Below are 24324 nucleotides of genomic sequence, written 5' to 3' on the forward strand. Positions count from 1 at the left end.
CAAGCAAGCCGGTCGCGTAATCTGACGCCCGAAAGGGTCGCGCTCACGGGCGCGTTGAGCCGAGGAGCGGTGTATGGCGGGGTTGAGGCGCGAACCGACGGCACGCCAGATTCGCTTGGGCGCCGAGCTGCGCAAGCTTCGCAACGCGGCCGGCCTCACGGGGCGCGAGGCGGCGGCTGCTCTCGGGGTGAGTTCTGCTCAGATCAACCAGATCGAGTCCGGTCTCAGTGGAGTGAGCGAGAAGCGCCTGCGCCATATGGCGGCCAGATACGGCTGTTCCGACGCCGAGTTGGTCGAAGCGCTCGTGGTCATGGCGACCAGGCGTTGCCGTGGCTGGTGGGCGGAGGAGCGAGGCCGCCTGCCCACACCCTTCCTGGACCTGGCAGAGCTGGAGTATCACGCAACCTTCCGCAGGGACGTGGACTTCCTGCACGTTCCCGGCCTCCTGCAGACCGAGGAGTACGCTCACGCGCTCTTTTCGTACGTGAACCCGGAGTTCCCGGAGAGCGAGGTCGAGCGCTGGGTCGAGCACCGTATGAGGCGTCGCGTCATCCTCGAGCGCCCGGACCCGATCCCGTACGAGGCGATCATCCATGAGGCGGCGCTGCGCATCCGGGTCGGAGACCGGACGGCGGCCCGTGCTCAGCTCATGCGAGTACTCGAACTGTCCGAAGCCGACCACGTCACCGTGCGTGTGATCCCCTTCGACCTGGACGACTTCGCGGGAGCCGGAAGCGCCATGGTGTACGCCGGTGGTTCGGTCCCCAAGCTGGACACCGTGGTGCGCGACGGCCCCAACGGCCCCCACTTCATCGACGCCGAGGCTCAACTCGACCGATACCGAACGCTTTTCCGTAGGGTGGAGGCGGTATCACTCGAACCCGAACGGTCACGCGATTTCATCCGTGGGCTGGCGAAGGAGCTGTGAGGAGCATGTCCACCCCCTCTGCCTGGCGGAAGTCGTCTTACTCCGGCGGCGGTCAGGGCGACGCCTGTATTGAGATCGCCCATCGCCACCCCCTCATAGCCATCCGTGACTCCAAGGCTCCGGAGAGAGCCCGCCTGACCTTCCCGGTCGATGCCTTCACGACGTTCGTCGAGGCCCTCAAGGAGCCGGCGAAGGAGCTGTGAGGCCCCATGGACAACTGGCGCAAGTCGTCCTACTCCGGCTCCGGCGACGGCAACGCTTGCGTGGAGATTGCGAACTCGGACACCCGCGTTGCCGTCCGAGACTCGAAAGCCCCGGCGGCAGCCCACCTCACCTTCGCCGTCGACGCCTTCGCCGGCTTCCTCGCGGCGCTCAAAGGGGAGCCGCACCCCCACCCCCACCCCTGACGGCCACCCGCTGTCACACCCCCCGGGTACCGTCGGATCATGCCCAACCAGACGGCTGCCCCGCAGGGAGAGCGGCGACTCGCCGTTCTCGAAGGTGTGCTGGAGCGGATCACGTACGCCAATGAGGAGAACGGCTACACGGTCGCCCGCGTCGACACGGGCAGAGGCGGCGGAGACCTGCTCACGGTCGTCGGCGCGCTGCTCGGTGCGCAGGTGGGGGAGTCCCTGCGGATGGAGGGGCGCTGGGGGTCACACCCCCAGTACGGCAAGCAGTTCCACGTGGAGAACTACACCACCGTCCTGCCGGCCACGGTCCAGGGCATCCGCCGGTATCTGGGGTCCGGGCTGGTCAAGGGCATCGGCCCCGTCTTCGCGGACCGGATCACGCAGCACTTCGGGACCGACACCCTGAGGATCATCGAGGAGGAGCCGAAGCGGCTCATCGAGGTCCCCGGGCTGGGGCCCAAGCGGACGAAGAAGATCGCCGACGCCTGGGAGGAGCAGAAGGCGATCAAGGAGGTGATGCTGTTCCTCCAGACCGTGGAGGTCTCCACCTCCATCGCCGTGCGGATCTACAAGAAGTACGGCGACGCGTCCATCGCGGTCGTGAAGAACCAGCCGTACCGCCTCGCCGCCGACGTCTGGGGCATCGGCTTCCTCACCGCCGACAAGATCGCCCAGTCCGTCGGCATCCCGCACGACAGCCCGGAGCGGGTCAAGGCGGGACTCCAGTACGCGCTGTCGCAGTCCGCCGACCAGGGGCACTGCTACCTCCCGGAGGAGCGGCTGATCGCGGACGCGGTCAAGCTGCTCCAGGTGGACACCGGGCTCGTCATCGAGTGCCTGGCCGAGCTGGCCCGGCCGCCGGAGGACGGTGGCGATCCGGGGGTCGTACGGGAGAAGGTGCCCGGCCCGGAGGGCGACGGCGACGAGCCCGTCACCGCCGTCTACCTCGTCCCCTTCCACCGCGCCGAAGTCGCCCTCGCCGCCCAGCTGCAGCGCCTCCTGCGCACCGAGCAGGACCGGATGCCCGGCTTCCGGGACGTCGACTGGGACAAGGCCCTCGGCTGGCTGAGGACCCGTACGGGCGCCGACCTCGCGCCCGAGCAGGAGGCCGCCGTCAAGCTGGCGTTGACCCAGAAGGTCGCCGTGCTCACCGGCGGGCCCGGCTGCGGCAAGTCGTTCACCGTGCGGTCCATCGTGGAGCTGGCCCGCGCCAAGCGGGCCAAGGTGCTGCTCGCCGCCCCGACCGGCCGCGCGGCGAAACGGCTCGCCGAGCTGACCGGCGCGGAGGCCTCCACCGTCCACCGGCTGCTGGAGCTGAAGCCCGGCGGGGACGCGGCGTACGACAGGGACCGCCCCCTCGACGCCGACCTCGTCGTCGTGGACGAGGCGTCCATGCTGGACCTCCTCCTCGCCAACAAGCTGGTCAAGGCCGTTCCCCCCGGTGCCCACCTGCTGTTCGTCGGGGACGTCGACCAGCTCCCCAGCGTCGGCGCGGGCGAGGTGCTGCGCGATCTGCTCGCCGACGGCAGCCCGCTGCCCGCCGTACGGCTCACCCGCGTCTTCCGCCAGGCCCAGCAGTCCGGCGTCGTCACCAACGCCCACCGCATCAACGCCGGACAGCACCCCCTCACCGACGGCCTGAAGGACTTCTTCCTGTTCGTCGAGGACGACACCGAGGCCGCCGGACGGCTCGCCGTGGACGTCGCGGCCCGCCGTATCCCGGCCAGGTTCGGGCTCGACCCGCGCCGCGACGTGCAGGTGCTCGCCCCGATGCACCGGGGACCGGCCGGCGCGGGCACCCTCAACGGGCTCCTCCAGCAGGCCATCACGCCGGGCCGGCCGGATCTGCCGGAAAAGAGGTTCGGCGGACGCGTTTTCCGGGTCGGCGACAAGGTCACACAGATCCGCAACAACTACGAAAAAGGGAAGAACGGTGTCTTCAACGGCACCGTGGGCGTGGTCACCGCGCTCGACCCGGTCGACCAGCGCCTGACGGTGCTCACGGACGAGGACGAGGAGGTGCCGTACGACTTCGACGAGCTGGACGAGCTGGCGCACGCCTACGCGGTGACCATCCACCGCTCGCAGGGCAGCGAGTACCCGGCCGTGGTGATCCCGGTCACCACCGGCGCCTGGATGATGCTCCAGCGCAATCTCCTCTACACGGCGGTCACCCGCGCCAAGCGGCTCGTCGTCCTGGTCGGCTCGCGCAAGGCGATCGGGCAGGCGGTGCGCACGGTGTCGGCCGGACGGCGCTGCACGGCGCTGGACTTCCGGCTCTCCGGAGGCCGGCCGGCGGCGTGAGGTCGGGGCGTCCCGGGGCGGTGTCCGTGAGCGCGACGGAAGAATGATCGATCAAACGAGTCGTAAACGTCACACAGCCCTTCCGGAAGGGGAATCAAGGGGGCAGGATGAGCAAGTTGGCGGCACTGAGTGCCGCCGATAAGCCCAATGGTCGACCCCGAGTGCACTCTCCTGAGCCAAATGGGGGATGGTAGAGACAGTCAGGGCACCTCGAAGATGAGGCACTACGTCGGTGAGGGAAGACGTGAGCGACAACTCTGTAGTACTGCGGTACGACGGTAACGAGTACACCTACCCGGTGATCGACAGCACCGTCGGGGACAAGGGCTTCGACATCGGCAAGCTCCGCGCCCAGACCGGGCTCGTGACCCTGGACAGCGGTTACGGCAACACCGCCGCCTATAAATCCGCCATCACCTACCTCGACGGCGAGCAGGGCATCCTCCGGTACCGCGGCTACCCGATCGAGCAGCTGGCCGAGCGCTCCACCTTCCTGGAGGTGGCCTACCTGCTGATCAACGGTGAACTGCCGACCGTCGACCAGCTCGCCGCGTTCAAGGACGACATCACCCGGCACACCCTGCTGCACGAGGACGTCAAGAACTTCTACCGCGGCTTCCCGCGGGACGCCCACCCGATGGCGATGCTGTCCTCGGTGGTCTCCGCGCTGTCCACCTTCTACCAGGACAGCCACAACCCGTTCGACGAGCAGCAGCGCAACCTCTCCACGATCCGGCTGCTCGCCAAGCTCCCGACGATCGCGGCGTACGCGTACAAGAAGTCGGTCGGCCACCCGTTCGTCTACCCGCGCAACGACCTGGGCTACGTGGAGAACTTCCTCCGCATGACCTTCTCGGTCCCGGCGCAGGAGTACGAGCTGGACCCGATCGTGGTCTCGGCGCTGGACAAGCTGCTGATCCTGCACGCCGACCACGAGCAGAACTGTTCGACCTCCACGGTCCGCCTCGTCGGCTCCTCGCAGGCGAACATGTTCGCGTCGATCTCCGCCGGCATCAACGCGCTGTGGGGCCCGCTGCACGGCGGTGCCAACCAGTCGGTGCTGGAGATGCTGGAGGGCATCCGCGACGCGGGCGGCGACGTCGACTCCTTCATCCGCAAGGTGAAGAACAAGGAGGACGGCGTCCGCCTGATGGGCTTCGGCCACCGGGTCTACAAGAACTTCGACCCGCGCGCCAAGATCATCAAGGCCGCCGCGCACGATGTGCTGTCCGCGCTCGGCAAGACCGACGAGCTGCTGGACATCGCGCTGAAGCTGGAGGAGCACGCGCTCTCCGACGACTACTTCACCGAGCGCAAGCTCTACCCGAACGTCGACTTCTACACCGGCCTGATCTACCGGGCCATGGGCTTCCCGACCGAGATGTTCACGGTCCTCTTCGCCCTCGGCCGCCTGCCGGGCTGGATCGCCCAGTGGCACGAGATGATCAAGGAGCCGGGCTCCCGCATCGGCCGCCCGCGTCAGATCTACACGGGCGTCGTCGAGCGCGACTTCGTCCCGGTCGAGGAGCGCTAGCCGCTGCCGCTGAGCCCAGCGGTCTCCAGGCCCCGTACCCGCAGGGTGCGGGGCCTACCTGTGCGCGCGGACAGGCGTACGGGCGCGGGCGGAGCGGCGGAGCGGCCGGGCGGCAGGGTGGCAGGGTGGCAGGGTGGCGGGGTGGCGGGGAAAAGCGGAAGGCGCCCCGGTGCACCGGTCCCCCCACGGGCCGGCGACCAGGGCGCCTTCCCATGTCCCGGTGCGGATTCCCCCCACGGGATCCGGCCGGGCGTCTGAGAGACCAGCGCCTGAATCGCTGTGAGCACAATGAGCAAAACTCACCGCACTCGGGTGTTGCGTGTTCACCTGTGATGTGCTGACTGCGGTCTGCCGGGACAGCGCACGCTGGGAGGGCCGCTCAAAGCTTCCCGGTGTACGTGCCCCGGCAACGCATCTCCGGAGAGGTCCCCCAAGACATCCCCGGATGCCAGTCGACGCCCCCCAAGACGCCTTCTGACATCGCCAACTTAGACCTTCGAACCCCTTCGATGGTTACGTTCACATCACTGTGATCTGCGTCTCTTGCATATGTCCCAAAAGATGCACAAGAGGCCCGATACGGCGAACGGGGCTCAAGCGTAAGGATGATGCGCGAGCCTTGTGAAGAGCTTATGTGAGGCTTGCGCCGGATTGAAGGGGGGTCTCGCGGAACGTCCGCAACCGCAAGCTGTTCGTGACCACGAAGACCGAGGAGAACGCCATCGCCGCCCCCGCGATCATCGGGTTCAGCAGCCCCGCCGCGGCCAGCGGCAACGCGGCGACGTTGTAGCCGAACGCCCAGACGAGGTTGCCCTTGATGGTGGCGAGGGTGCGGCGGGAGAGCCGGATGGCGTCCGCCGCGACCCGCAGGTCCCCGCGCACGAGCGTCAGGTCGCCGGCCTCGATCGCCGCGTCCGTCCCGGTGCCCAGGGCGAGCCCGAGGTCGGCCCGGGCGAGCGCGGCCGCGTCGTTGACGCCGTCGCCGACCATCGCGACCGTACGGCCCTCGGCCTGGAGCCGCTCGACGACCGCCACCTTGTCCTCGGGCAGCACCTCGGCGATCACCTCGTCGATGCCGACCTCGGCGGCCACCGCCTCGGCGACCGTCCGGTTGTCACCGGTCAGCAGCACCGGCGTGAGCCCGAGGGCGCGCAGTTCGCGCACCGCCTCCGCGCTGGTCTCCTTCACGGCGTCCGCGACCGCGAGCACCCCGCGCGCGGCCCCGTCCCAGCCCACCACGACGGCCGTACGGCCCGCGCGCTCGGCCCGCTCGCGGGCCGCGGCCAGCTCCGGGGGCAGGGTGTCGAAGAGGCGGCCCACGGCCACCTCGTGGCCCTCCACGCGCCCGCGTACGCCCCTGCCGGGCACGTTCTCGAACCGCTCGGCCTCCGGCAGCTCCCCGGCCCTCTCCGCGGCACCCGCGGCCACCGCGCGGGCGACGGGGTGCTCGGAGGCGTGCTCCAGGGCGCCCGCGAGCCGCAGCACCTGCTTCTCGTCGGTGCCCTCGGCGGCGTACACCTCCTGGAGGGTCATCCGGCCGGTCGTCACTGTGCCGGTCTTGTCGAGGACGACGGTGTCGATCCGGTGGGTGGACTCCAGGACCTCGGGGCCCTTGATGAGGATGCCGAGCTGGGCGCCGCGCCCGGTGCCGACGAGCAGCGCGGTCGGCGTGGCCAGGCCCAGCGCGCACGGGCAGGCGATGATCAGCACGGCGACGGCGGCGGTGAACGCGGCCACGGTGTCGCCGGTGGCGCCCAGCCAGCCGCCGAAGGTGACGGCCGCGATCAGCAGCACCACGGGCACGAAGACCGCGGCGACCCGGTCGGCGAGCCGCTGCACCCGCGCCTTGCCGTTCTGCGCGTCCTCGACCAGCTTGGCCATCCGGGCCAGCCGGGTGTCGGCGCCGACCCGGGTGGCCTCCACGACCAGGCGGCCGGCGGCGTTCACGGTCGCGCCGGTGACGGTGTCCCCGACGATCACGTCCACCGGCACGGACTCGCCGGTCAGCATGGAGACGTCCACCGCGGAACTGCCCTCGACCACGGTGCCGTCGGTGGCGATCTTCTCCCCGGGCCGTACGACGAACCGGTCGCCCACCGCCAGCTGCCCGACCGGGATCCGCACCTCGCGCCCCGCGCGCAGCACGGCCACGTCCTTGGCGCCCAGCTCCATCAGGGCGCGCAGCGCGGCGCCCGCGCGGCGCTTGGCACGGGCCTCCAGAAAGCGGCCGAGCAGCAGGAACGCGGTGACGCCGGCGGCGACCTCCAGGTAGATGGCGGAGGTGCCGTCGGCGCGGCTGACGGTGAGGTCGAAGCCGTGCCGCATGCCGGGCATGCCCGCGTCGCCGAAGAACAGCGCCCACACGGACCAGCCGAACGCGGCCAGCGTGCCGACCGACACCAGGGTGTCCATGGTGGAGGCGGCGTGCCGCGCGTTGGTCCAGGCGGCCCGGTGGAAGGGCAGCCCGCCCCAGACGACGACGGGCGCGGCGAGCGTGAGGGAGAGCCACTGCCAGTTGTCGAACTGGAGGGCGGGGATCATCGCGAGCAGCACGACGGGGACGGCGAGGACGGCGGAGACGACGAGCCGTCGCCGCAGGGCGGCGGGGTGCGGGTCCGCCGCGGCCGGGTCCTCGGGCCGTATGTCCTCGGTCGCGGGGGCCGGGGCGGGCGGCGGGGATTCCTTGGCGGTGTAGCCGGTCCTCTCGACGGTGGCGATCAGGTCGGCGACCTCGGTCCCGGCGGGGTAGGTGACCTTGGCCTTCTCGGTGGCGAAGTTCACCGTGGCGGTGACCCCGTCCATCCGGTTGAGCTTCTTCTCGACGCGGGCGGCGCAGGCCGCGCAGGTCATGCCGCCGATCAGCAGCTCGACCTGGGAGGTCGCGGGCGCGTCCACGGGTGCGCCCGTGGGGGTGTCGGCGGGTGTGTCGGCGGGGGTGTCAGTGGTGGTCATGTCCGGGCTCCAGACGACGGACCGGACCGTACGCCACCATTGTCGGTGGTGTACGGCCCGGTGTCGGCGGTCGTGGCTTCGCTGCGGCTCAGGCGCGGCCGACCAGCTCGTAGCCGGCCTCGTCGACGGCCGCGCGCACGGCCTCCTCGTCCAGCGGCGCTTCGGAGACGACGGTGACCTCGCCCTTGGCGGCGACGGCCTGCACCGACGTCACGCCGGGGAGCTGGCCGAGTTCGGCGGAGACCGAGCCCTCGCAGTGTCCGCAGCTCATGCCGGTCACCTTGTAGACGGTGGTGACGGAACCCTGGGTGTCGGTCTGGGCGCTCATGTCGTTACTCCTCGTCGAGGCGTATGGGGTCGCGGGGGCCCATGGGGGCCTCACCACACTCCACACTATACCCCTAGGGGGTATTTCTCCAAGAGGCGCCCGCCCGAGCGGCCCGCCGTGTCGCCGGCCCGCCCGGTTACCGTTCCCCGGCGAGGGACGACGGACGGGGCGGGAAGGCGAGGGGCGTATGCGCGCGGTGGTGTTCGAGCGGTACGGAGAGCGGCCCGAGGTGCGGGAGGTCGCGGACCCGCGGCCGGCGGAGCACGGGGTGGTGGTGCGGGTGGAGGCCACCGGGCTGTGCCGCAGCGACTGGCACGGCTGGCAGGGCCACGACCCCGACATCACCCTCCCGCACGTCCCCGGCCACGAACTGGCCGGAGTCGTCGAGGTGACCGGCGCCCGGGTGGCCCGCGTGCGGCCCGGCGACCGCGTCACCGTGCCCTTCGTCTGCGCCTGCGGCACCTGCCCGGCCTGCGCGGCGGGCGATCAGCAGGTGTGCGAGCGGCAGACCCAGCCGGGCTTCACCCACTGGGGCTCCTTCGCGCAGTACGTCGCCCTCGACCACGCCGACGTGAACCTCGTGCCGCTGCCGCGGGAGCTGTCCTTCGCCACCGCCCGCCTCACTGGGCTGCCGGTTCGCCACCGCCTTCCGGGCGGTGGTACGGCAGGGGCGGGTGGCGGCGGGCGAGTGGGTCGCCGTGCACGGGTGCGGGGGAGTGGGACTCTCGGCGGTGATGATCGCGGCGGCGGCCGGGGCGCGCGTGGTCGCGGTGGACATCTCGCCGCGCGCCCTCGACCTGGCCCGCGCGTTCGGCGCCGCCGCGTGCGTGGACGGGGCGCGGGTCGCCGACACCGCCGAGGCGGTCCGCGAGGTGACCGGCGGCGGCGCCCATCTCTCCCTCGACGCCCTCGGCTCGCCCGCCACCTGCGCCGCCTCCGTGAACGGACTGCGCCGCCGCGGCCGGCACGTCCAGGTCGGGCTGTTGCCCTCGCCGGACGGGACGACGCCCGTCCCGATGGCCCGCGCGGTGGCCCTCGAACTGGAACTCCTCGGCAGTCACGGCATGGCCGCCCACGCCTACCCGCCCCTGCTGGAGCTCGTCCGCACCGGCGCCCTGCGCCCCGACCTGCTCGTCACCTCGACGATCCCGCTGGCCGGCGCCCCGGACGCGCTCGCCGCGCTGGGCACGGCGCCCGGGTCGGGGGTGACGGTCATCGAACCGTGGAGCTGAGCGCGGCCCGCTCGCCGCGCTCGCCGGCCGGCGCGGGCGCCGGGGTCAGTCCTGCCCCCGCCTGCGGTTGCCCGGACGGGACGCGACCCAGGCCCGGACGGTGTCCGCGTACCAGTACGGCTTGCCGCCCTCGACATGGTCGGGCGGCGGCAGCAGACCGTGCTTGCGGTACGAGCGGACGGTGTCCGGCTGGACGCGGATGTGCGCCGCGATGTCCTTGTAGGACCAGAGCCTTCGGTCGGTCACGAGTTGCACCTCCCCGCGCGCGCCACGGCGGCGGCCTGGGGGTGGCCGTCGGGGGAGCCGGACGCTGCGCTGGCGATCACCAAGCCTGTGCCTCGTCAACGGCGCTGAGTGACGAGGGTGAGGGGCTGTCGTCCGCGTGTGACCCGGGCTCCGCGCGGGCGGGACATCCGTGACACAGGGGTGGTGTTTGTGACGAAGGTGCTGCAGAGGCGCGCGGGGTTCTCTGGCGCGGCGCGTTGACAGCGGGGCGGCGGCCCCGGTTCCGGGCTGTGGCGCGTCCCGTCACGGCTGCTGCCGTCCCCGTCCCACCGACCGGACGTATCTGGTCCGAATGTCTGGACAAACTATTGACAGGGTCGGCCGGCCGCGACTAGAAACCCTCACAGAGCCGCGACGGAGCGAGCGACGCGAAGGGATCTCGATGGCGTACGACCTGATCACCATGGGGCGCATCGGTGTGGACCTGTATCCGCTCCAGACCGGCGTCCCGCTTCCGCAGGTGTCGTCCTTCGGCAAGTTCCTCGGCGGATCGGCCGCCAACGTGGCCGTCGCCGCCGCCCGCCTCGGCCGCCGTACGGCGGTCATCACCCGCACCGGCGACGACCCCTTCGGCACCTACCTCCACGAGGCGCTGCGCGACTTCGGCGTCGACGACCGCTGGGTCACCGCCGTGCCGGGCCTGCCCACCCCGGTCACCTTCTGCGAGGTGTTCCCGCCGGACGACTTCCCGCTGTACTTCTACCGCCGGCCCAAGGCCCCCGACCTGGAGATCGACGCCCACGAGCTCGACCTGGACGCCCTGCGCGACGCCCGGATCTTCTGGGTGACCGGCACCGGCCTGAGCGAGGAGCCCAGCCGTACGGCGACCCTCGCGGCCCTCGCCCACCGCGCGAGGGCGGCCACCACCGTTTTCGACCTGGACTGGCGGCCCATGTTCTGGCAGGACCCCGACGCCGCCCGCCCCTTCTACGCGGAGGCGCTGAAGCACACCACCGTCGCCGTCGGCAACCTCGACGAGGTGGAGGTCGCCACCGGTGTCCGTGAACCGCACGCCGCCGCCCGCGCCCTGCTCGACGCCGGCGTCGAACTGGCCGTCGTCAAGCAGGGACCCAAGGGCGTCCTCGCGATCGACAGCAAGGGCGCGTCCGCCGAGGTCCCGCCCCTCCCCGTGCGCGTCCTCAACGGTCTCGGTGCCGGTGACGCCTTCGGCGGCGCCCTCTGCCACGGCCTGCTCGCGGGCTGGGACCTGGAGCGGATCATGCGGTACGCCAACGCCGCCGGCGCGATCGTCGCCTCCCGCCTGGAGTGCTCCTCCGCGATGCCGGTACCGGACGAGATCGAGGCGGCGCTGAGCGCGGGGGCGGTGCTGTGAGGGCGGGCCGGGTGACGGGCGCCCACCCCGCAGAGGGCGCCTCCGCGGCGTCCGCGGCGTCCGCGGCGCTCGGGGCGTCCGAAGCCCCCGCCGTCGCGAAAGGCGTCCCCGCCGCCGGCGAAGTCACCCCCACCACCGGCACCCCCACCTCCGGTACACCCACCGCCGACATCCCCGCCATCGACGTCCCCGAGCTGGTCCGCCTCCGCACCCACCACCCCGAGGCCGTCGCCGAGGCCGCCGCCCGGCGCTCCCGCCGGCCCCTGCTCAAGGACAGCGGCCGCCTGATGATCGTGGCCGCCGACCACCCGGCGCGCGGCGCGCTCGGCGTGGGCGACCGCAAGCTCGCCATGGCCAACCGCGCCGACCTGCTGGGCCGCCTGTGCCTGGCGCTCGGCCGCCCCGGCGTGGACGGCGTCCTCGCCACCGCCGACATCCTCGACGACCTGCTCCTGCTCGGCGCGCTCGACGGCAAGGTCGTCATGGGCTCGATGAACCGCGGCGGCCTCCAGGGCGCCCGCTTCGAACTCGACGACCGCTTCACCGGCCACCGCCCCGAGGACATCCAGCGGCTCGGCTTCGACGCCGGGAAACTGCTGCTGCGCATCGACTACGACGACCCGGGCTCCCTCACCACCCTGGAATCCGCCGCCCGCGCCATCGACGAGATGGCGGCCCGCCGGCTCCCGGTGTTCGTCGAGCCGTTCATCAGCCGTCGCGGCCCGGACGGACGGCTGCGCAACGATCTGTCCGCCGAGGCCGTGACCCGCTCCATCGCCATCGCCTCCGGCCTGGGCGGCAGTTCGGCCTACACCTGGCTGAAGGTCCCGGTCACCGAGAACCCCGACGACATGGAACAGGTCATGGCCACCTCCACCCTCCCGGCGGTGCTGCTGGGCGGTGAGGTGGGGGACGATCAGGACGGCGCGTACGAGAAGTGGCACGCCGCGCTCCAGCTGCCCACCGTGCGCGGCCTGGTGGTGGGCCGGTCGCTGCTCTACCCGGCGGACGGTGATGTGGCCGCCGCCGTGGACACCGCCGTAGGACTGCTGTGAGGGCCGCATGAACGACGAGTTGTACCTGCCCAAGGGCACGACCACGGACGCGCACCACACCCTCGCCATCGACCCCGAGCGGGCCGGCTGGACCTACAGCAGCCTGCGCGTGGTCGAACTCCCGCCCGGCGGCGGCCACACCCTGCTCGCCGGGGACAGCGAGTGGATCGTGCTGCCCCTCAGCGGTGGCTGTACGGTGCAGGTCGAGGACCGAATGTTCCAACTCCTGGGCCGGGAGGACGTGTTCGCGTCCGTCACGGACTTCGCGTACGTCCCCCGGGACACCCGGGCACAGATCGCCTCCGGCGCGGGAGGCCGCTTCGCCCTGGCAGGAGCGAAGTGCGAGCGACGACTCCCCGCCCGCTACGGCCCCGCGCCGGAGGTCCCCGTCGAGCAGCGCGGCAGCGGCACCTGCGCCCGCACCGTGCGCAACTTCGCCTCCGCCGACGCCTTCGACTGCGACAGGCTCATCGCCGTCGAGGTGATCACGCCGGGCGGCAACTGGTCGTCGTACCCACCGCACAAGCACGACGAGCACCGGCCCGGCGAGGAGTCGGAGCTGGAGGAGATCTACTACTTCGAGATCGCCGGCCCGAACGGCTTCGGCTACCAGCGGGTGTTCCCGTCCCGCGAGGGCGGCGCCGACGTGCTCGCCGAGGTCCGCTCCGGCGACACCGTCCTCGTGCCGGACGGCTGGCACGGCCCGTCCGTCGCCCAGCCCGGCCACGACATGTACTACCTGAACGTCATGGCCGGCCCGGGCGAGACCCGGGAGTGGCGGATCTGCTTCCACCCGGACCACACAGAAAGCACAGGGGGCTACCGATGACCGTCCGGCTCACCGTCGCCCAGGCACTCGTCCGCTTCCTCGCCGCCCAGTACACCGAACGCGACGGCGAGCGGCGCCGGCTGATCGGCGCGACCTGGGGGATCTTCGGCCACGGCAACGTCGCCGGGATCGGCCAGGCGCTCGTCGAGTACGCCGACGTCATGCCGTACCACCAGGGCCGCAACGAGCAGGCCATGGTGCACGCGGCGGTCGGCTACGCACGGCAGTCGGGCCGCCTGTCCACGCACGCCGTCACGACCTCCATCGGCCCCGGCGCCACCAACCTGGTCACCGGCGCCGCCCTCGCCACCATCAACCACCTGCCGGTCCTGCTCCTGCCCGGCGACGTCTTCGCCGCCCGCCCCGCCGACCCGGTCCTCCAGCAGCTCGAAGTGCCGTACGCCGGCGACGTGTCCGTCAACGACACCCTGCGCCCGGTGTCCCGCTACTTCGACCGCATCACCCGCCCCGAAGCCCTGATCCCAACCGCCCTCCAGGCCATGCGGGTGCTCACCGACCCCGTCGAGACCGGTGCCGTCACCCTCGCCCTGCCGCAGGACGTGCAGGCCGAGGCGTACGACTGGCCGGAGGAGTTCTTCACCGACCGCACCTGGGTGGTACGCCGGCCCGGCGCCGACCCGACCGAGCTGGCGGAGGCCGTACGGGCGATCCGCGGCGCGCACCGGCCGCTGATCGTCGCGGGCGGCGGCGTCCACCACAGCCGCGCCGAGGCCGCCCTCGCCGAGTTCGCCGAGACCACCGGCATCCCGGTCGCCTCCACCCAGGCGGGCAAGGGCTCCTTGCCCCACGACCATCCGCAGGACGTCGGCGGCATCGGCCACACCGGCACCGCCACCGCCGACGACCTGGCCCGCGCCGCCGACCTGGTGATCGGCGTCGGTACCCGCTGGACCGACTTCACCACCGCGTCCAGCACCCTCTTCGCCGGGGAGAACGTCCGCTTCGTCAACCTGAACATCGCGCCCTACGACGGCCACAAGATGGCCGGCCTGGCGCTGGTCGCCGACGCCCGCAGCGGCCTGACCGAGCTGACGGACGCGCTGCGGCTGCACGGCCACCGCGTCACCGACGCCTACCGGGCCGGCTACACGCAGGCCAAGGGGCGCTGGGAGCAGCGCGTCGACTCCGCCTACGCCGCCCACGACCCGGACGCCCGGCCCACCCAGACCCAGGTGCTCGGCGCGCTCGACGCCCTCGTCGACGAACGGGACGTGATCATCAACGCGGCCGGGTCCCTCCCCGGCGACCTGCACAAACTCTGGCGGGCCCGGTCGCACGACCAGTACCACCTGGAGTACGGCTACTCCTGCATGGGTTACGAGATCCCCGCCGCGATCGGCGTGAAGCTCGCCGCGCCGGACCGGCCGGTGTGGGCGCTGGTCGGCGACGGCACGTATCTGATGATGCCGACGGAGATCGTGACCGCGGTGCAGGAGGGCGTCGCGATCAAGGTCCTGCTGGTGCAGAACCACGGCTACGCCTCCATCGGCGGGCTCTCCGAGTCCGTCGGCGCCGAGGGGTTCGGCACCGCCTACCGCTTCCCGGCCGGCGACGGCACCTACACCGGGGCCCCGCTCCCGGTCGATCTCGCCGCCAACGCCGAGTCCCTCGGCATGCGGGTGCTGCGCGCCCGCACCGTCCGTGACCTGCGCACCGCCCTCGCGGAGGCGCGGGCCGCCGACACTCCCACATGTGTCTACGTGGAGACCGAAACGGCAGACACAGTGTCGGGCGCGCCCGAGGCGCAGGCCTGGTGGGATGTACCTGTGGCCGAGACCGCGACCCGGCCGTCCGCGGTCAAGGCACGTGAGCTGTACGAACGGCACGTCTCGACGCGACGCCGCCATCTGTGAAGGAGTAACCGGGCATGACGAAGATCGTCAACCACTGGATCGGCGGCAAGACCGTCGAGGGCGCGTCGGGCACGTTCGGGCCCGTCACGGACCCGGCGACCGGCGCGGTCACCACGAAGGTCGCGTTCGCGTCGGTGGACGAGGTGGACGCGGCGGTCGCCGCCGCGAAGGAGGCGTTCGCCACCTGGGGCCAGTCCTCGCTGGCGCAGCGCACCTCCATCCTGTTCCGCTTCCGCGCGCTGCTGGACGCGCACCGCGACGAGATCGCCGAGCTGATCACCGCCGAGCACGGCAAGGTCCACTCCGACGCCCTCGGCGAGGTCGCGCGCGGCCTGGAGATCGTCGACCTGGCCTGCGGGATCAACGTCCAGCTCAAGGGCGAGCTGTCCACGCAGGTCGCCAGCCGCGTCGACGTGGCCGCGATCCGCCAGCCGCTCGGTGTCGTCGCCGGCATCACGCCGTTCAACTTCCCCGCGATGGTGCCGATGTGGATGTTCCCGCTGGCCATCGCCTGCGGCAACACCTTCGTGCTCAAGCCGAGCGAGAAGGACCCTTCGGCGTCGGTCCGCATCGCGGAACTGCTGGCCGAGGCCGGCCTGCCGGACGGTGTCTTCAACGTCGTGCACGGCGACAAGGTGGCCGTCGACCGGCTGCTGGAGCACCCCGACGTCAAGGCGGTGTCCTTCGTCGGCTCCACCCCGATCGCCCGCTACATCCACACCACCGCCTCCGCCAACGGCAAGCGCGTCCAGGCGCTCGGCGGCGCCAAGAACCACATGCTGGTGCTGCCCGACGCCGACCTGGACGCCGCCGCGGACGCCGCCGTCTCGGCCGCCTACGGCTCGGCGGGCGAGCGCTGCATGGCCATCTCCGCGGTCGTGGCGGTCGGCTCGATCGGCGACGAGCTGGTGGAGAGGATCCGCGAGCGCGCCGAGAAGATCAAGATCGGTCCCGGCAACGACCCGGCGTCCGAGATGGGCCCCCTCATCACCAGGGCCCACCGCGACAAGGTCGCCTCCTACGTGCAGAACGCCGCCGCCGAGGGCTGCGAGGTGGTCCTCGACGGCACCGGCTACACGGTCGAGGGCTTCGAGGACGGCCACTGGATCGGCATCTCGCTCCTCGACAAGGTCCCCACCACCGCCAAGGCCTACCAGGACGAGATCTTCGGCCCGGTGCTGTGCGTGCTGCGCGTGGACACGTACGAGGAGGGCGTCGCCCTCATCAACGAGTCGCCGTTCGGCAACGGCACCGCCATCTTCACCCGGGACGGCGGCGCCGCCCGCCGCTTCCAGCTGGAGGTCGAGGCCGGCATGGTCGGCGTCAACGTGCCGATCCCGGTGCCCGTCGGCTACCACTCCTTCGGTGGCTGGAAGGACTCCCTCTTCGGCGACCACCACGTCTACGGCAACGACGGCACCCACTTCTACACCCGCGGCAAGGTCGTCACCACCCGCTGGCCGGACCCGGCCGACGCCCCGGCGGGCGTGGACCTGGGCTTCCCGCGCAACCACTGAGCCGGCCCGGTGCCCCGGCCCGCCGCACGACACGGCGGGCCGGGGCACCGGTGTGTCACTGGCCGATCGCCGAGTCCCGCTGCTCCCTGACCTGCTCGGTGAGGTCGCCGGTCTCGGCGGCGGGCGGCGCCGTGATCCGCTCGGTGCCCCCGAACTTCACGAAGTCCATGGTCACGGTCATACCGGCACCGGTCTGCGAAATCCGCACGGGCAGGTCGTCGCCGTCGACCCAGATGTCCGCCGTCAGCTTCCCGCCGTCCGCCTTCAATGCGGCGAGGGCGGCCTTCTTCTCCGCCTCGGTGAGCTTGGACTTGTTGATGTGGTCCGCGCCCACGCTGCCCCGGTAGTGGGTGGTCTTCTTGCCGAGGACCGTCTCCTCGCCGAGGTCCTTCACCTGCGTCGCGGCGGTCATGTAGCGCAGCGTCGCCGTCGGGTCCGCGGTGGCCGCCATGTTCTCGGCGCCCGCGTCGCCCAGCACCGCCGAGACGTCGATCCGCATCCATTCCTTTCCCCGCAGCGGACCGCTGGGCTGGGGGTCGATGTCGTAGTAGTAGGCGCCGTCGACCATGATGACCCGCGTCGTCGCGTCGTCCTGGAGGGCGCTCATCTGCGCCGCGGCGGTGTCCATCTCGACGTCCATCGCGGGGCCGTCACCCCACGAGTACGTGCCGTCCATCGCGATCGGCTCGCCGCCCGTCGCGTCCAGCTCGGTCGTCGTCTCGATCCGCGCCGAGCCCAGCTCCTCGGTCCGGTCGGTGGCGCGGGTGAGCGCCGCCAGGATCTGGTCCGCGCTCTGCGCCGCCTCGGCCGCCGTCTTCGTCGAGTCCGCACCACAGGCGGTCGTCGCCAGCAGTGCCGCCGCGGTGACCCCCACCCAGGCAGCGGTGTGCCGAACGTTCATGTGTTCCCACCCCAAAGCCGTGTGTCATTGACGAGCGCGACTCTAGCGGGCCGCACTGACAGCCGTCCGTACGACGGGTGCGGTACGCGCCCCTCGCGACGTACTCCCCGAGGAGGGGGCGGGCCTCCGTCCACAAGCTGTCTGCCACCGACAGGTGGGCCCCGTACCGTGGATGCATGGATCTTCGACTGCCCGGAATACGCGGGGCCCGGTCGCGGGGGCCGAGGCGGCTGCTCGCCGCCGGCGCGGCCGTCGCCGTCCTCGCCGGTGCCGGCACCTGGACGGCCGTCGCCTCCGACGACCCGCCCGCGGTGCACCGCGCCGACCGGGTCATGGACGTCGGCGACGGGGTGCGCCTGGACACCTCGTACTTCACCTCCGGCGACGACGGCCGCCGCCCCGCCGTGCTCCTCGCGCACGGCTTCGGCGGCAGCAAGAACGACGTCCGGCAGCAGGCGGAGAAGCTGGCGCGCGACGGGTACGCGGTGCTGACCTGGTCGGCGCGCGGCTTCGGCAGGTCCACCGGGAAGATCGGGCTGAACGACCCGGACGGCGAGGTCGCCGACGTGTCGAAGCTCCTCGACTGGCTGGCGCGGCAGCCGCAGGTCCGGCTCGACAAGGCGGGCGACCCGCGCGTCGGCATGGCCGGCGGCTCCTACGGCGGCGCGATCTCCCTGCTGGCCGCCGGGCACGATCCGCGCGTGGACGCCATCGCCCCCGCGGTCACCTACTGGAACCTGGCGGACGCGCTGTTCCCGAACGGCGTCTTCAAGAAGCTGTGGGCGGGCGTCTTCGTCAACTCCGGCGGCGGTTGCGAGAAGTTCGAGCCCGCGCTGTGCCGGATGTACGAGCGGGTCGCCCAGTCGGGCGAGCCCGACATCGAGGCGCGGAAACTGCTGGAGGAGCGCTCGCCGTCGGCGGTCGGCGACCGCATCAAGGTCCCCACGCTGCTGGTGCAGGGCCAGTCCGACTCCCTGTTCCCGCTCGACCAGGCCGACCAGGTGGCGAAGGCGATCCGCGCCAACGGCGCCCCCGTCGCCGTCGACTGGATCGCGGGCGGCCACGACGGCGGCGACATGGAGACCAGCCGCGTCCAGACACGCGTGCTGACCTGGTTCGACCGCTACCTGAAGGACGATGAGAGCGTCACCACCGGCTCCGGCTTCCGGGTCACCCGCACTTTTGGCACCGGTACCGGCGACGGCGAGCCCCGGCTGAGCGGCGTGACCGCGGACCGCTACCCGGGGCTGGGCAGCGGGATGCGACCGGTCGCTCTGACCGGTCGCGAGCAGAGCTTCGCCAACCCGGCCGGCGCCAGCCCGCCCGGCGTCTCCTCCCTGCCCGGCCTCGGCGGCGCAGGCGGCCTCGCCCAGCTGTCCACGCTCGGCATCGGCGTGTCCCTGGACTTCCCCGGGCAGTTCGGCGCGTTCGAATCGGCGCCTCTGCGCGACGACCTCCAGATCACCGGCTCGCCCACGGTCACGGTTCACGTGAGGTCGACCAGCGAGGACGCAGTGCTCTTCGCGAAGCTCTACGACGTCGGCCCCGGCGGCCGGGCGGCGGTGCTGCCCTCCCAGCTGCTGACCCCCGTCCGGGTCGAGGGCGCCAAGGCCGGCAAGGACGTCACCCTGACCCTGCCGGCCATCGACCATGAACTGGACGACGGCCACCGCCTGCGGCTGGTCCTCGCCTCCACGGACCTCGCCTACGCCTCCCCGACCAGCCCGGCGACGTACACGGTCTCCCTGAAGAGCGACCTCAAGGTCCCGAACGCGCTCGGTGAGTCGAGCGCCGAGGACACGCTGCCCGCCTGGGTGTGGTGGCTGCCGCTCGCCGGCGCGGGCACCGCGCTGGCGCTGGTTGTGACCGGCCGGCGCCGCACGGCGGCCCCCGCCCCGCCCGACCCCGCGCTGGCCGACGTCCCTCTCCAGATCACGGGCCTGACCAAGCGGTACGCCAAGTCCACCGACCGGTATGCGGTAAGGGACCTCTCCTTCCGCGTGGAGAAGGGCCATGTCCTCGGACTGCTCGGCCCCAATGGCGCGGGCAAGACGACCACCTTGCGCATGCTGATGGGCCTGATCACCCCGGACGACGGCGAGATCCGCGTCTTCGGGCACGCCATCCGCCCCGGCGCCCCCGTCCTCTCCCGCGTCGGCGCCTTCGTCGAGGGCGCGGGCTTCCTGCCGCACCTGTCCGGCCGGGAGAACCTGGAGCTGTACTGGAAGGCCACCGGCCGCCCCGCCGAGGACGCCCACCTCGACGAGGCCCTGGAGATCGCGGGGCTCGGCGAGGCCCTGGCCCGCGCGGTGCGCACCTACTCCCAGGGCATGCGCCAGCGCCTCGCCATCGCCCAGGCCATGCTCGGCCTGCCCGACCTGCTCATCCTCGACGAGCCGACCAACGGACTCGACCCGCCCCAGATCCGCGAGATGCGCGAGGTGATGATCCGGTACGCCGCCGCCGGACGCACCGTGATCGTCTCCAGCCACCTCCTGGCGGAGGTCGAGCAGACCTGCACCCATCTGGTGGTGATGGACCACGGGCAGCTCCTCCAGGCCGGTCCGGTGGCGGAGATCGTCGGCTCGGGCGACACCCTGCTGGTCGGCACGGCCACCCGCCTGGAGGAGCCCGTCGTCGAGAAGGTCGCCGCCCTGCCGGACGTGGCCTCGGCCGTGCGCACCGACGAGGGTCTCCTGGTCCGCCTCGGCGCCGACGGCACCGCACAGCGCCTGGTCGCCGACCTGGTCCGGCTGGAGGTGCCCGTGGAGTCGGTCGGCCCGCACCGCCGCCTGGAGGACGCCTTCCTCACCCTGATCGGAGCCGAAGCATGAGCACGCTCACCGAGCGGACCGAGGTGGCGTCCGGCTACCGGGCGGGCCGCACCCTGCCTCTGCGGGTCGAGCTCGTCCGCCAGCTGAAACGTCGGCGCACGCTCGTCATGGGCGGGGTCCTGTTCGCTCTGCCGCTCGTCCTGCTCGTCGCCTTCCAGATCGGCGGCGAACCGGGCCAGGGCAACGACCGGATCAACCTCATGGACGCCGCCACCGCGTCCGGGGCCAACTTCGCCGCGGTGAACCTCTTCGCCTCCGCGGGCTTCCTGCTCGTCGTCCCCGTGGCGCTGTTCTGCGGTGACACCGTCGCCTCGGAGGCGAGCTGGTCGTCGCTGCGCTACCTGCTCGCTGCCCCGGTGCCGCGCGCCCGCCTGCTGTGGTCCAAGCTCGTCGTCGGGCTCGGCCTCAGCCTGGCCGCTCTCGTCCTGCTGCCGACCGTCGCGCTCGCCGTCGGCACGGCCGCGTACGGCTGGGGCCCGCTGCAGCTGCCCACCGGCGGCACCCTGCCCACCGGCACCGCCGCGACGCGCCTGCTGATCGTCACGGCGTACATCATGGTGTCCCAACTGGTCACCGCTGCCCTGGCGTTCTGGCTCTCGACCCGGACGGACGCGCCGCTGGGCGCGGTCGGCGGAGCCGTGTTCCTGACCATCATCGGCAGCGTGCTCGACGAGGTCACGGCGCTCGGCGACTGGCGGCACTTCCTGCCCGCGCACTGGCAGTACGCCTGGCTCGACGCCGTCCAACCGCAGGTTCAGTGGACGGACATGATCCAGGGCACGGCCCTGTCGGTGACGTACGCACTCGTGCTGTTCGCCCTGGCCTTCCGCGGTTTCGCCCGCAAGGACGTGGTGTCCTAGAGGGTGCCCGCCGGGCCGGACGCGCGACATCGTCACGGCGCCGGCCCAAGGGCACCCTTATCACTCCGAGCGCCGGCCCGGCCGTCCTGGCGGACCGCCTCAGCAGCCGGCCGCCGATGGGCCGGCGCTTCGGCGTCGGCGACAGCCACGCGTATGGCGCCGCCGCTGCCCCGCCGTCCCTGAAAGCGCCACGCGATGACGGCTGCGCGAGCGGACGAGATCGAGGCGCTGCTCAACGAAGCGACCGCCGACTGCCGTTCGTGTCGGCTGTGCGCCCGCCCTCGACCCCGCCCCGCACCCCGGGTGCTGCGCCGACGGCGTACGACAACGCGTGCGCGGGGAGCAACGCCCGCCGACGCCGGGCGATCAGCTGGACGGCGCTGAGGTGTTGCACGCCCTGGCGCGCCCGTGATCACATGCCCTCAAAAACAGGCCAAAGGAACATTTGGGCTCAATCGAGGGTCGACGGTCCATGCCGGTTGCCCTCGTCGACAGATGGAGGACCGATGCCTCATCTCATGTTCCGTTCAGCAGCCACCGCGCTGCTGGCTTCCGCACCGTTCGTCGCCGCCGTGCCCGCGCAGGCCGCTCCGCAGCACGCCTTCCCCTGCGCCGTTGGCGTCCAGAACGTCAGCAACGCCACCACCAGCACGATCAGCGTCAGCGTCACGTGCGGCCAGGCGCGAACCGTCGATGTGCGCATCACCGTGGGCGACGCCGAACTCATGAGCCTGCGGCAGGCCGTTCAGGCCGGCGTTCAGCAGAGTGTCACCGTCACCGTGCCCCGGGTTCAGCAGGCCTGCGCCACGCTGCAGACCGACGGCGAGAGCACCACCCTCTGCACCCCCTGACGTTCCGCAGGCCGACGCCGTCTCAGGGGCGCTGTCGGCCTGCCGTCCATCCCCGACGCTACGCCGCGACGGCCTGCAGTAAACACATATGAATCAATTAGTCAGACTCCGATGGGTGTGCCGGAAATGCAGTGGTACGTGCTTCGTGTGTTATCGTCTGTGACTGTCCGAGCACGGACCGTAATTGGCCCGAGCGCGCGAAGAAATCGGAGAAGTGATGGACAAGCTGAAGAAGGCTGCGGCCGTGGCGGTCATGGTCGGCGGCATGGCTCTCGGCGGCGGGGTCGCTCACGCCGATGGCGGCGACGACTACAAGGACCTGGGTGACATCATCATCGGCAACCTGCAGGCTGTCGAGTGCAACCAGGAGTTCGACGGCGGCCTGGCCTTTGCGCCCATTCAGGCCACGGTCACCGGTGACAACACCCAGGTGATCGGCAACTTCTGCACGGTGGTCGGCCCCGTCGAGGACTGATTCCGCGGAATTGTGAAGAGCGGGCCTCGCACCTTTGGTGCGAGGCCCGCTCTGCGTTGGGACCCCGGCGCGCTCACTGTCGCGGCTTTGCTTCGAATGACTGATCGGTATTTCTGTGTCCCGGTGAGCATGCCCGGAGGGGGAAGGCGGGGGTGAGGATTGATCATACCCATATGGCGTATCAGAAAACGCCTCTTCGAGTAAGTCGCGTGGTACAGTCTGTAACTGTCCGAGCACGGACCGTAATTGGCCCGAGCGCGCGAAGAAATCGGAGAAGTGATGGACAAGCTGAAGAAGACTGCGGCCGTGGCGGTCATGGTCGGCGGCATGGCTCTCGGTGGCGGGGTCGCCCACGCCGATGACGGCCACGACTACAAGGACATCATCCTCGGCAACGTGCAGATTGTGCAGTGCGACCAGGACTTCAACGGTGGCGCCCTCTTTACGCCCGCTCAGGTTACGGGCACCGGTGACAACACCCAGGTGATCGGCAACTTCTGCACGGTCATCGGTCCTGTCGAGGACTGATTCCGCAGCGTTGTGAAGTCGGGTCTCGCGCCTTTGACGCGAGACCCGCTTCTCGTCCTGGCCGTGTCGGTTGTTCCGATCAGGGGCCGGCGTCGCGTTCCCCCGTCTTCCGTAATCCTCGGTTTCCTCTGTGATCCCGGTTCGGCGTCAATCATTACCTCGTATGGCGTATCGGGAATTCAGTGTTGGGTGGACCGGGTGTTATGGTCTGTATCTGTCCGAGCACGGTCCGTATTTGGATCCGGGCGCGCCAAGAAAATCGGAGAAGTAATGAAGAAGTTCCAGAAGGCCGCGGCCGTAGCGGCCATGGTGGGTGGCATGGCTCTCAGCGGCGGAGTCGCCCACGCCTGCGACAAGGACGCGCCGGAGGCCAAGCCGTCTGGCCTCTCCCTGGACAACCTGCAGCTCGTGGAGTGCGACCAGGAGTTCAACGGCGGCCTCATCTTCGCGCCCGTTCAGGTCACGGTTCTCGGGGACAACACCCAGGCGATCGGCAACTTCTGCACGGTGGCCGGCCCTGTCGGGGACTGATTCCGCGGCATTGTGAAGAACCGGGCCTCGCACCTTCAGTGCGCGGCCCGCTCCTCTCGTAATCGCCTGGGGTCAGCCCGTGGAGATGCGCATGCGCAGGTTCAGGAAAGCCATGCTGATGGCCGCTGCTATCGGCAGCACCGGTGTGGCGGGCGCCGGAACGGCTCAGGCCGGCGATGCCGGCGAGGACCCGTCCGGCGCAGGCATCGGCAACACGCAGCACTTGAAGTGTGAACAGACATTCAACGCTTCTCTGGTCGTGATCAACGCGCCGGTCCCCGCATCGGGCGGCAACGTCACGAAGATCGGCAACTTCTGCTCGTACATGGGTCCAGGTCGCTGAGTGGCTGATCCGTCGGCAGAGCCGTCGGATTCCTTCGACGCGTGTTGCGAAATCGCTCAGATATCGGCAGCGGCCATCCTCCCGATGGCCGCTGCCTCTTTTTGCGCGGTGGGAGTGGCGCGCGGGGATCGGCCCCATCATCCGATCAGTTCACACTTCACATCAGCTGCATACGGGGCCATGCGGCTGAAGTCGGATGACTACTCCTCCGTAAGGGTGTCATCTGCTTGATGAGGATTTCCCGCTGATGCAGTATCGGTTCTCATCGTTGCGCTGAAGAGACATGTGATGTTGAATCCCGCCTCGGAGGAAAGGTGGCCGATGTGATCATCCTGCCACGTTGTCCGGAGACAGGAAAAGCGTCTTTCCGTACCGAGTCCGAGGCGAGGCACTGGCTGATCAAGCAGCCACTGCTGA

At 71.0% G+C, this 24324-nt stretch carries 21 protein-coding genes and 1 pseudogene; 18 read left to right on the forward strand and 4 right to left on the reverse strand.

Annotation, left to right across the window (positions count from 1 at the left end; all coding sequences use genetic code 11):
• Positions 1–73: 73 nt before the first annotated feature.
• From AB0K92_RS10170 to AB0K92_RS10190, 5 genes are all read left to right on the forward strand, one after another.
• Positions 74–928, forward strand: coding sequence for a helix-turn-helix transcriptional regulator (locus AB0K92_RS10170; protein ID WP_365921233.1), 855 nt, complete (start codon positions 74–76; stop codon positions 926–928).
• A 5-nt stretch (positions 929–933) separates the two neighbouring features.
• A complete protein-coding gene (locus AB0K92_RS10175) occupies positions 934–1131 on the forward strand; it encodes a DUF397 domain-containing protein (protein WP_365921235.1) in 198 nt (65 codons plus the stop codon).
• A 6-nt stretch (positions 1132–1137) separates the two neighbouring features.
• A complete protein-coding gene (locus tag AB0K92_RS10180) occupies positions 1138–1335 on the forward strand; it encodes a DUF397 domain-containing protein (RefSeq protein ID WP_365921237.1) in 198 nt (65 codons plus the stop codon).
• 39 nt (positions 1336–1374) lie between these two features.
• Entirely contained in the window at positions 1375–3645 is a 2271-nt protein-coding gene (locus tag AB0K92_RS10185) for an ATP-dependent RecD-like DNA helicase (protein WP_365921239.1), read from the forward strand.
• Between the two features lie 244 nt (positions 3646–3889).
• Positions 3890–5179 (forward strand): citrate synthase, encoded by a 1290-nt coding sequence (locus AB0K92_RS10190; protein WP_365921241.1) that lies wholly within the window; start codon positions 3890–3892, stop codon positions 5177–5179.
• A 630-nt stretch (positions 5180–5809) separates the two neighbouring features.
• On the opposite strand, the gene AB0K92_RS10195 is transcribed toward AB0K92_RS10190, so the two are convergent.
• Positions 5810–8131 carry a heavy metal translocating P-type ATPase gene (locus AB0K92_RS10195; protein ID WP_365921243.1) on the reverse strand — a complete coding sequence of 774 codons (2322 nt, stop codon included), beginning with the start codon at positions 8129–8131 and terminating at the stop codon, positions 5810–5812.
• 88 nt (positions 8132–8219) lie between these two features.
• Positions 8220–8459 (reverse strand): heavy-metal-associated domain-containing protein, encoded by a 240-nt coding sequence (locus AB0K92_RS10200; RefSeq protein WP_365757558.1) that lies wholly within the window; start codon positions 8457–8459, stop codon positions 8220–8222.
• A gap of 187 nt (positions 8460–8646) precedes the next feature.
• Between AB0K92_RS10200 and AB0K92_RS10205 the strand changes: the two are divergent.
• Positions 8647–9691 (forward strand): annotated as a pseudogene (locus AB0K92_RS10205) (zinc-dependent alcohol dehydrogenase family protein).
• Between the two features lie 45 nt (positions 9692–9736).
• Here the strand turns inward: AB0K92_RS10205 and AB0K92_RS10210 are convergent.
• Positions 9737–9937, reverse strand: coding sequence for a MerR family transcriptional regulator (locus tag AB0K92_RS10210; protein WP_365921245.1), 201 nt, complete (start codon positions 9935–9937; stop codon positions 9737–9739).
• Between the two features lie 421 nt (positions 9938–10358).
• On the opposite strand from AB0K92_RS10210, the gene iolC reads away from it, so the two are divergent.
• The 5 genes from iolC to mmsA all read left to right on the forward strand — a co-directional run bounded on the left by iolC (position 10359) and on the right by mmsA (position 16584).
• Entirely contained in the window at positions 10359–11309 is a 951-nt protein-coding gene (iolC, locus tag AB0K92_RS10215) for a 5-dehydro-2-deoxygluconokinase (RefSeq protein ID WP_365921247.1), read from the forward strand.
• Between the two features lie 170 nt (positions 11310–11479).
• Positions 11480–12364 carry a deoxyribose-phosphate aldolase gene (locus AB0K92_RS10220; RefSeq protein ID WP_365921366.1) on the forward strand — a complete coding sequence of 295 codons (885 nt, stop codon included), beginning with the start codon at positions 11480–11482 and terminating at the stop codon, positions 12362–12364.
• A 7-nt stretch (positions 12365–12371) separates the two neighbouring features.
• The gene (gene iolB, locus AB0K92_RS10225; RefSeq protein WP_365921249.1) at positions 12372–13193 is read left to right on the forward strand and encodes a 5-deoxy-glucuronate isomerase; all 822 of its coding nucleotides are present in this window, start codon (positions 12372–12374) and stop codon (positions 13191–13193) included.
• On the forward strand, positions 13190–15067 hold the full coding sequence (gene iolD / locus AB0K92_RS10230; protein WP_365921251.1) for a 3D-(3,5/4)-trihydroxycyclohexane-1,2-dione acylhydrolase (decyclizing): 1878 nt from the start codon (positions 13190–13192) through the stop codon (positions 15065–15067). The genes iolB and iolD overlap by 4 nt, the downstream gene beginning before the upstream one ends.
• A gap of 14 nt (positions 15068–15081) precedes the next feature.
• Positions 15082–16584 (forward strand): CoA-acylating methylmalonate-semialdehyde dehydrogenase, encoded by a 1503-nt coding sequence (gene mmsA, locus AB0K92_RS10235; RefSeq protein WP_365921253.1) that lies wholly within the window; start codon positions 15082–15084, stop codon positions 16582–16584.
• A 55-nt stretch (positions 16585–16639) separates the two neighbouring features.
• Here the strand turns inward: mmsA and AB0K92_RS10240 are convergent, their stop codons facing one another.
• Positions 16640–17485: a hypothetical protein gene (locus tag AB0K92_RS10240; protein WP_365921255.1), complete on the reverse strand. Its 846-nt coding sequence runs from the start codon at positions 17483–17485 to the stop codon at positions 16640–16642.
• 176 nt (positions 17486–17661) lie between these two features.
• Here AB0K92_RS10240 and AB0K92_RS10245 point away from each other — a divergent pair, with 176 nt between their 5' ends.
• The 7 genes from AB0K92_RS10245 to AB0K92_RS10275 all read left to right on the forward strand — a co-directional run bounded on the left by AB0K92_RS10245 (position 17662) and on the right by AB0K92_RS10275 (position 23907).
• Entirely contained in the window at positions 17662–20319 is a 2658-nt protein-coding gene (locus AB0K92_RS10245) for a CocE/NonD family hydrolase (protein WP_365921257.1), read from the forward strand.
• Positions 20316–21179 carry an ABC transporter permease subunit gene (locus AB0K92_RS10250; RefSeq protein WP_365921259.1) on the forward strand — a complete coding sequence of 288 codons (864 nt, stop codon included), beginning with the start codon at positions 20316–20318 and terminating at the stop codon, positions 21177–21179. Before AB0K92_RS10245 ends, AB0K92_RS10250 begins: the two co-directional genes overlap by 4 nt.
• Before the next feature lie 506 nt (positions 21180–21685).
• Positions 21686–22030, forward strand: coding sequence for a hypothetical protein (locus AB0K92_RS10255; protein WP_365921261.1), 345 nt, complete (start codon positions 21686–21688; stop codon positions 22028–22030).
• Between the two features lie 217 nt (positions 22031–22247).
• A complete protein-coding gene (locus AB0K92_RS10260; RefSeq protein WP_365921263.1) occupies positions 22248–22505 on the forward strand; it encodes a hypothetical protein in 258 nt (85 codons plus the stop codon).
• 279 nt (positions 22506–22784) lie between these two features.
• Entirely contained in the window at positions 22785–23033 is a 249-nt protein-coding gene (locus tag AB0K92_RS10265; RefSeq protein WP_365921265.1) for a hypothetical protein, read from the forward strand.
• Positions 23034–23303: 270 nt separating this feature from the next.
• Positions 23304–23564, forward strand: a complete 261-nt coding sequence (locus AB0K92_RS10270; protein ID WP_365921267.1) for a hypothetical protein — start codon at positions 23304–23306, stop codon at positions 23562–23564.
• Between the two features lie 85 nt (positions 23565–23649).
• On the forward strand, positions 23650–23907 hold the full coding sequence (locus AB0K92_RS10275; RefSeq protein ID WP_365921368.1) for a hypothetical protein: 258 nt from the start codon (positions 23650–23652) through the stop codon (positions 23905–23907).
• Positions 23908–24324 lie beyond the last annotated feature (417 nt).

The organism is Streptomyces sp. NPDC052687, assembly GCF_040678395.1.
Taxonomy (GTDB): domain Bacteria; phylum Actinomycetota; class Actinomycetes; order Streptomycetales; family Streptomycetaceae; genus Streptomyces.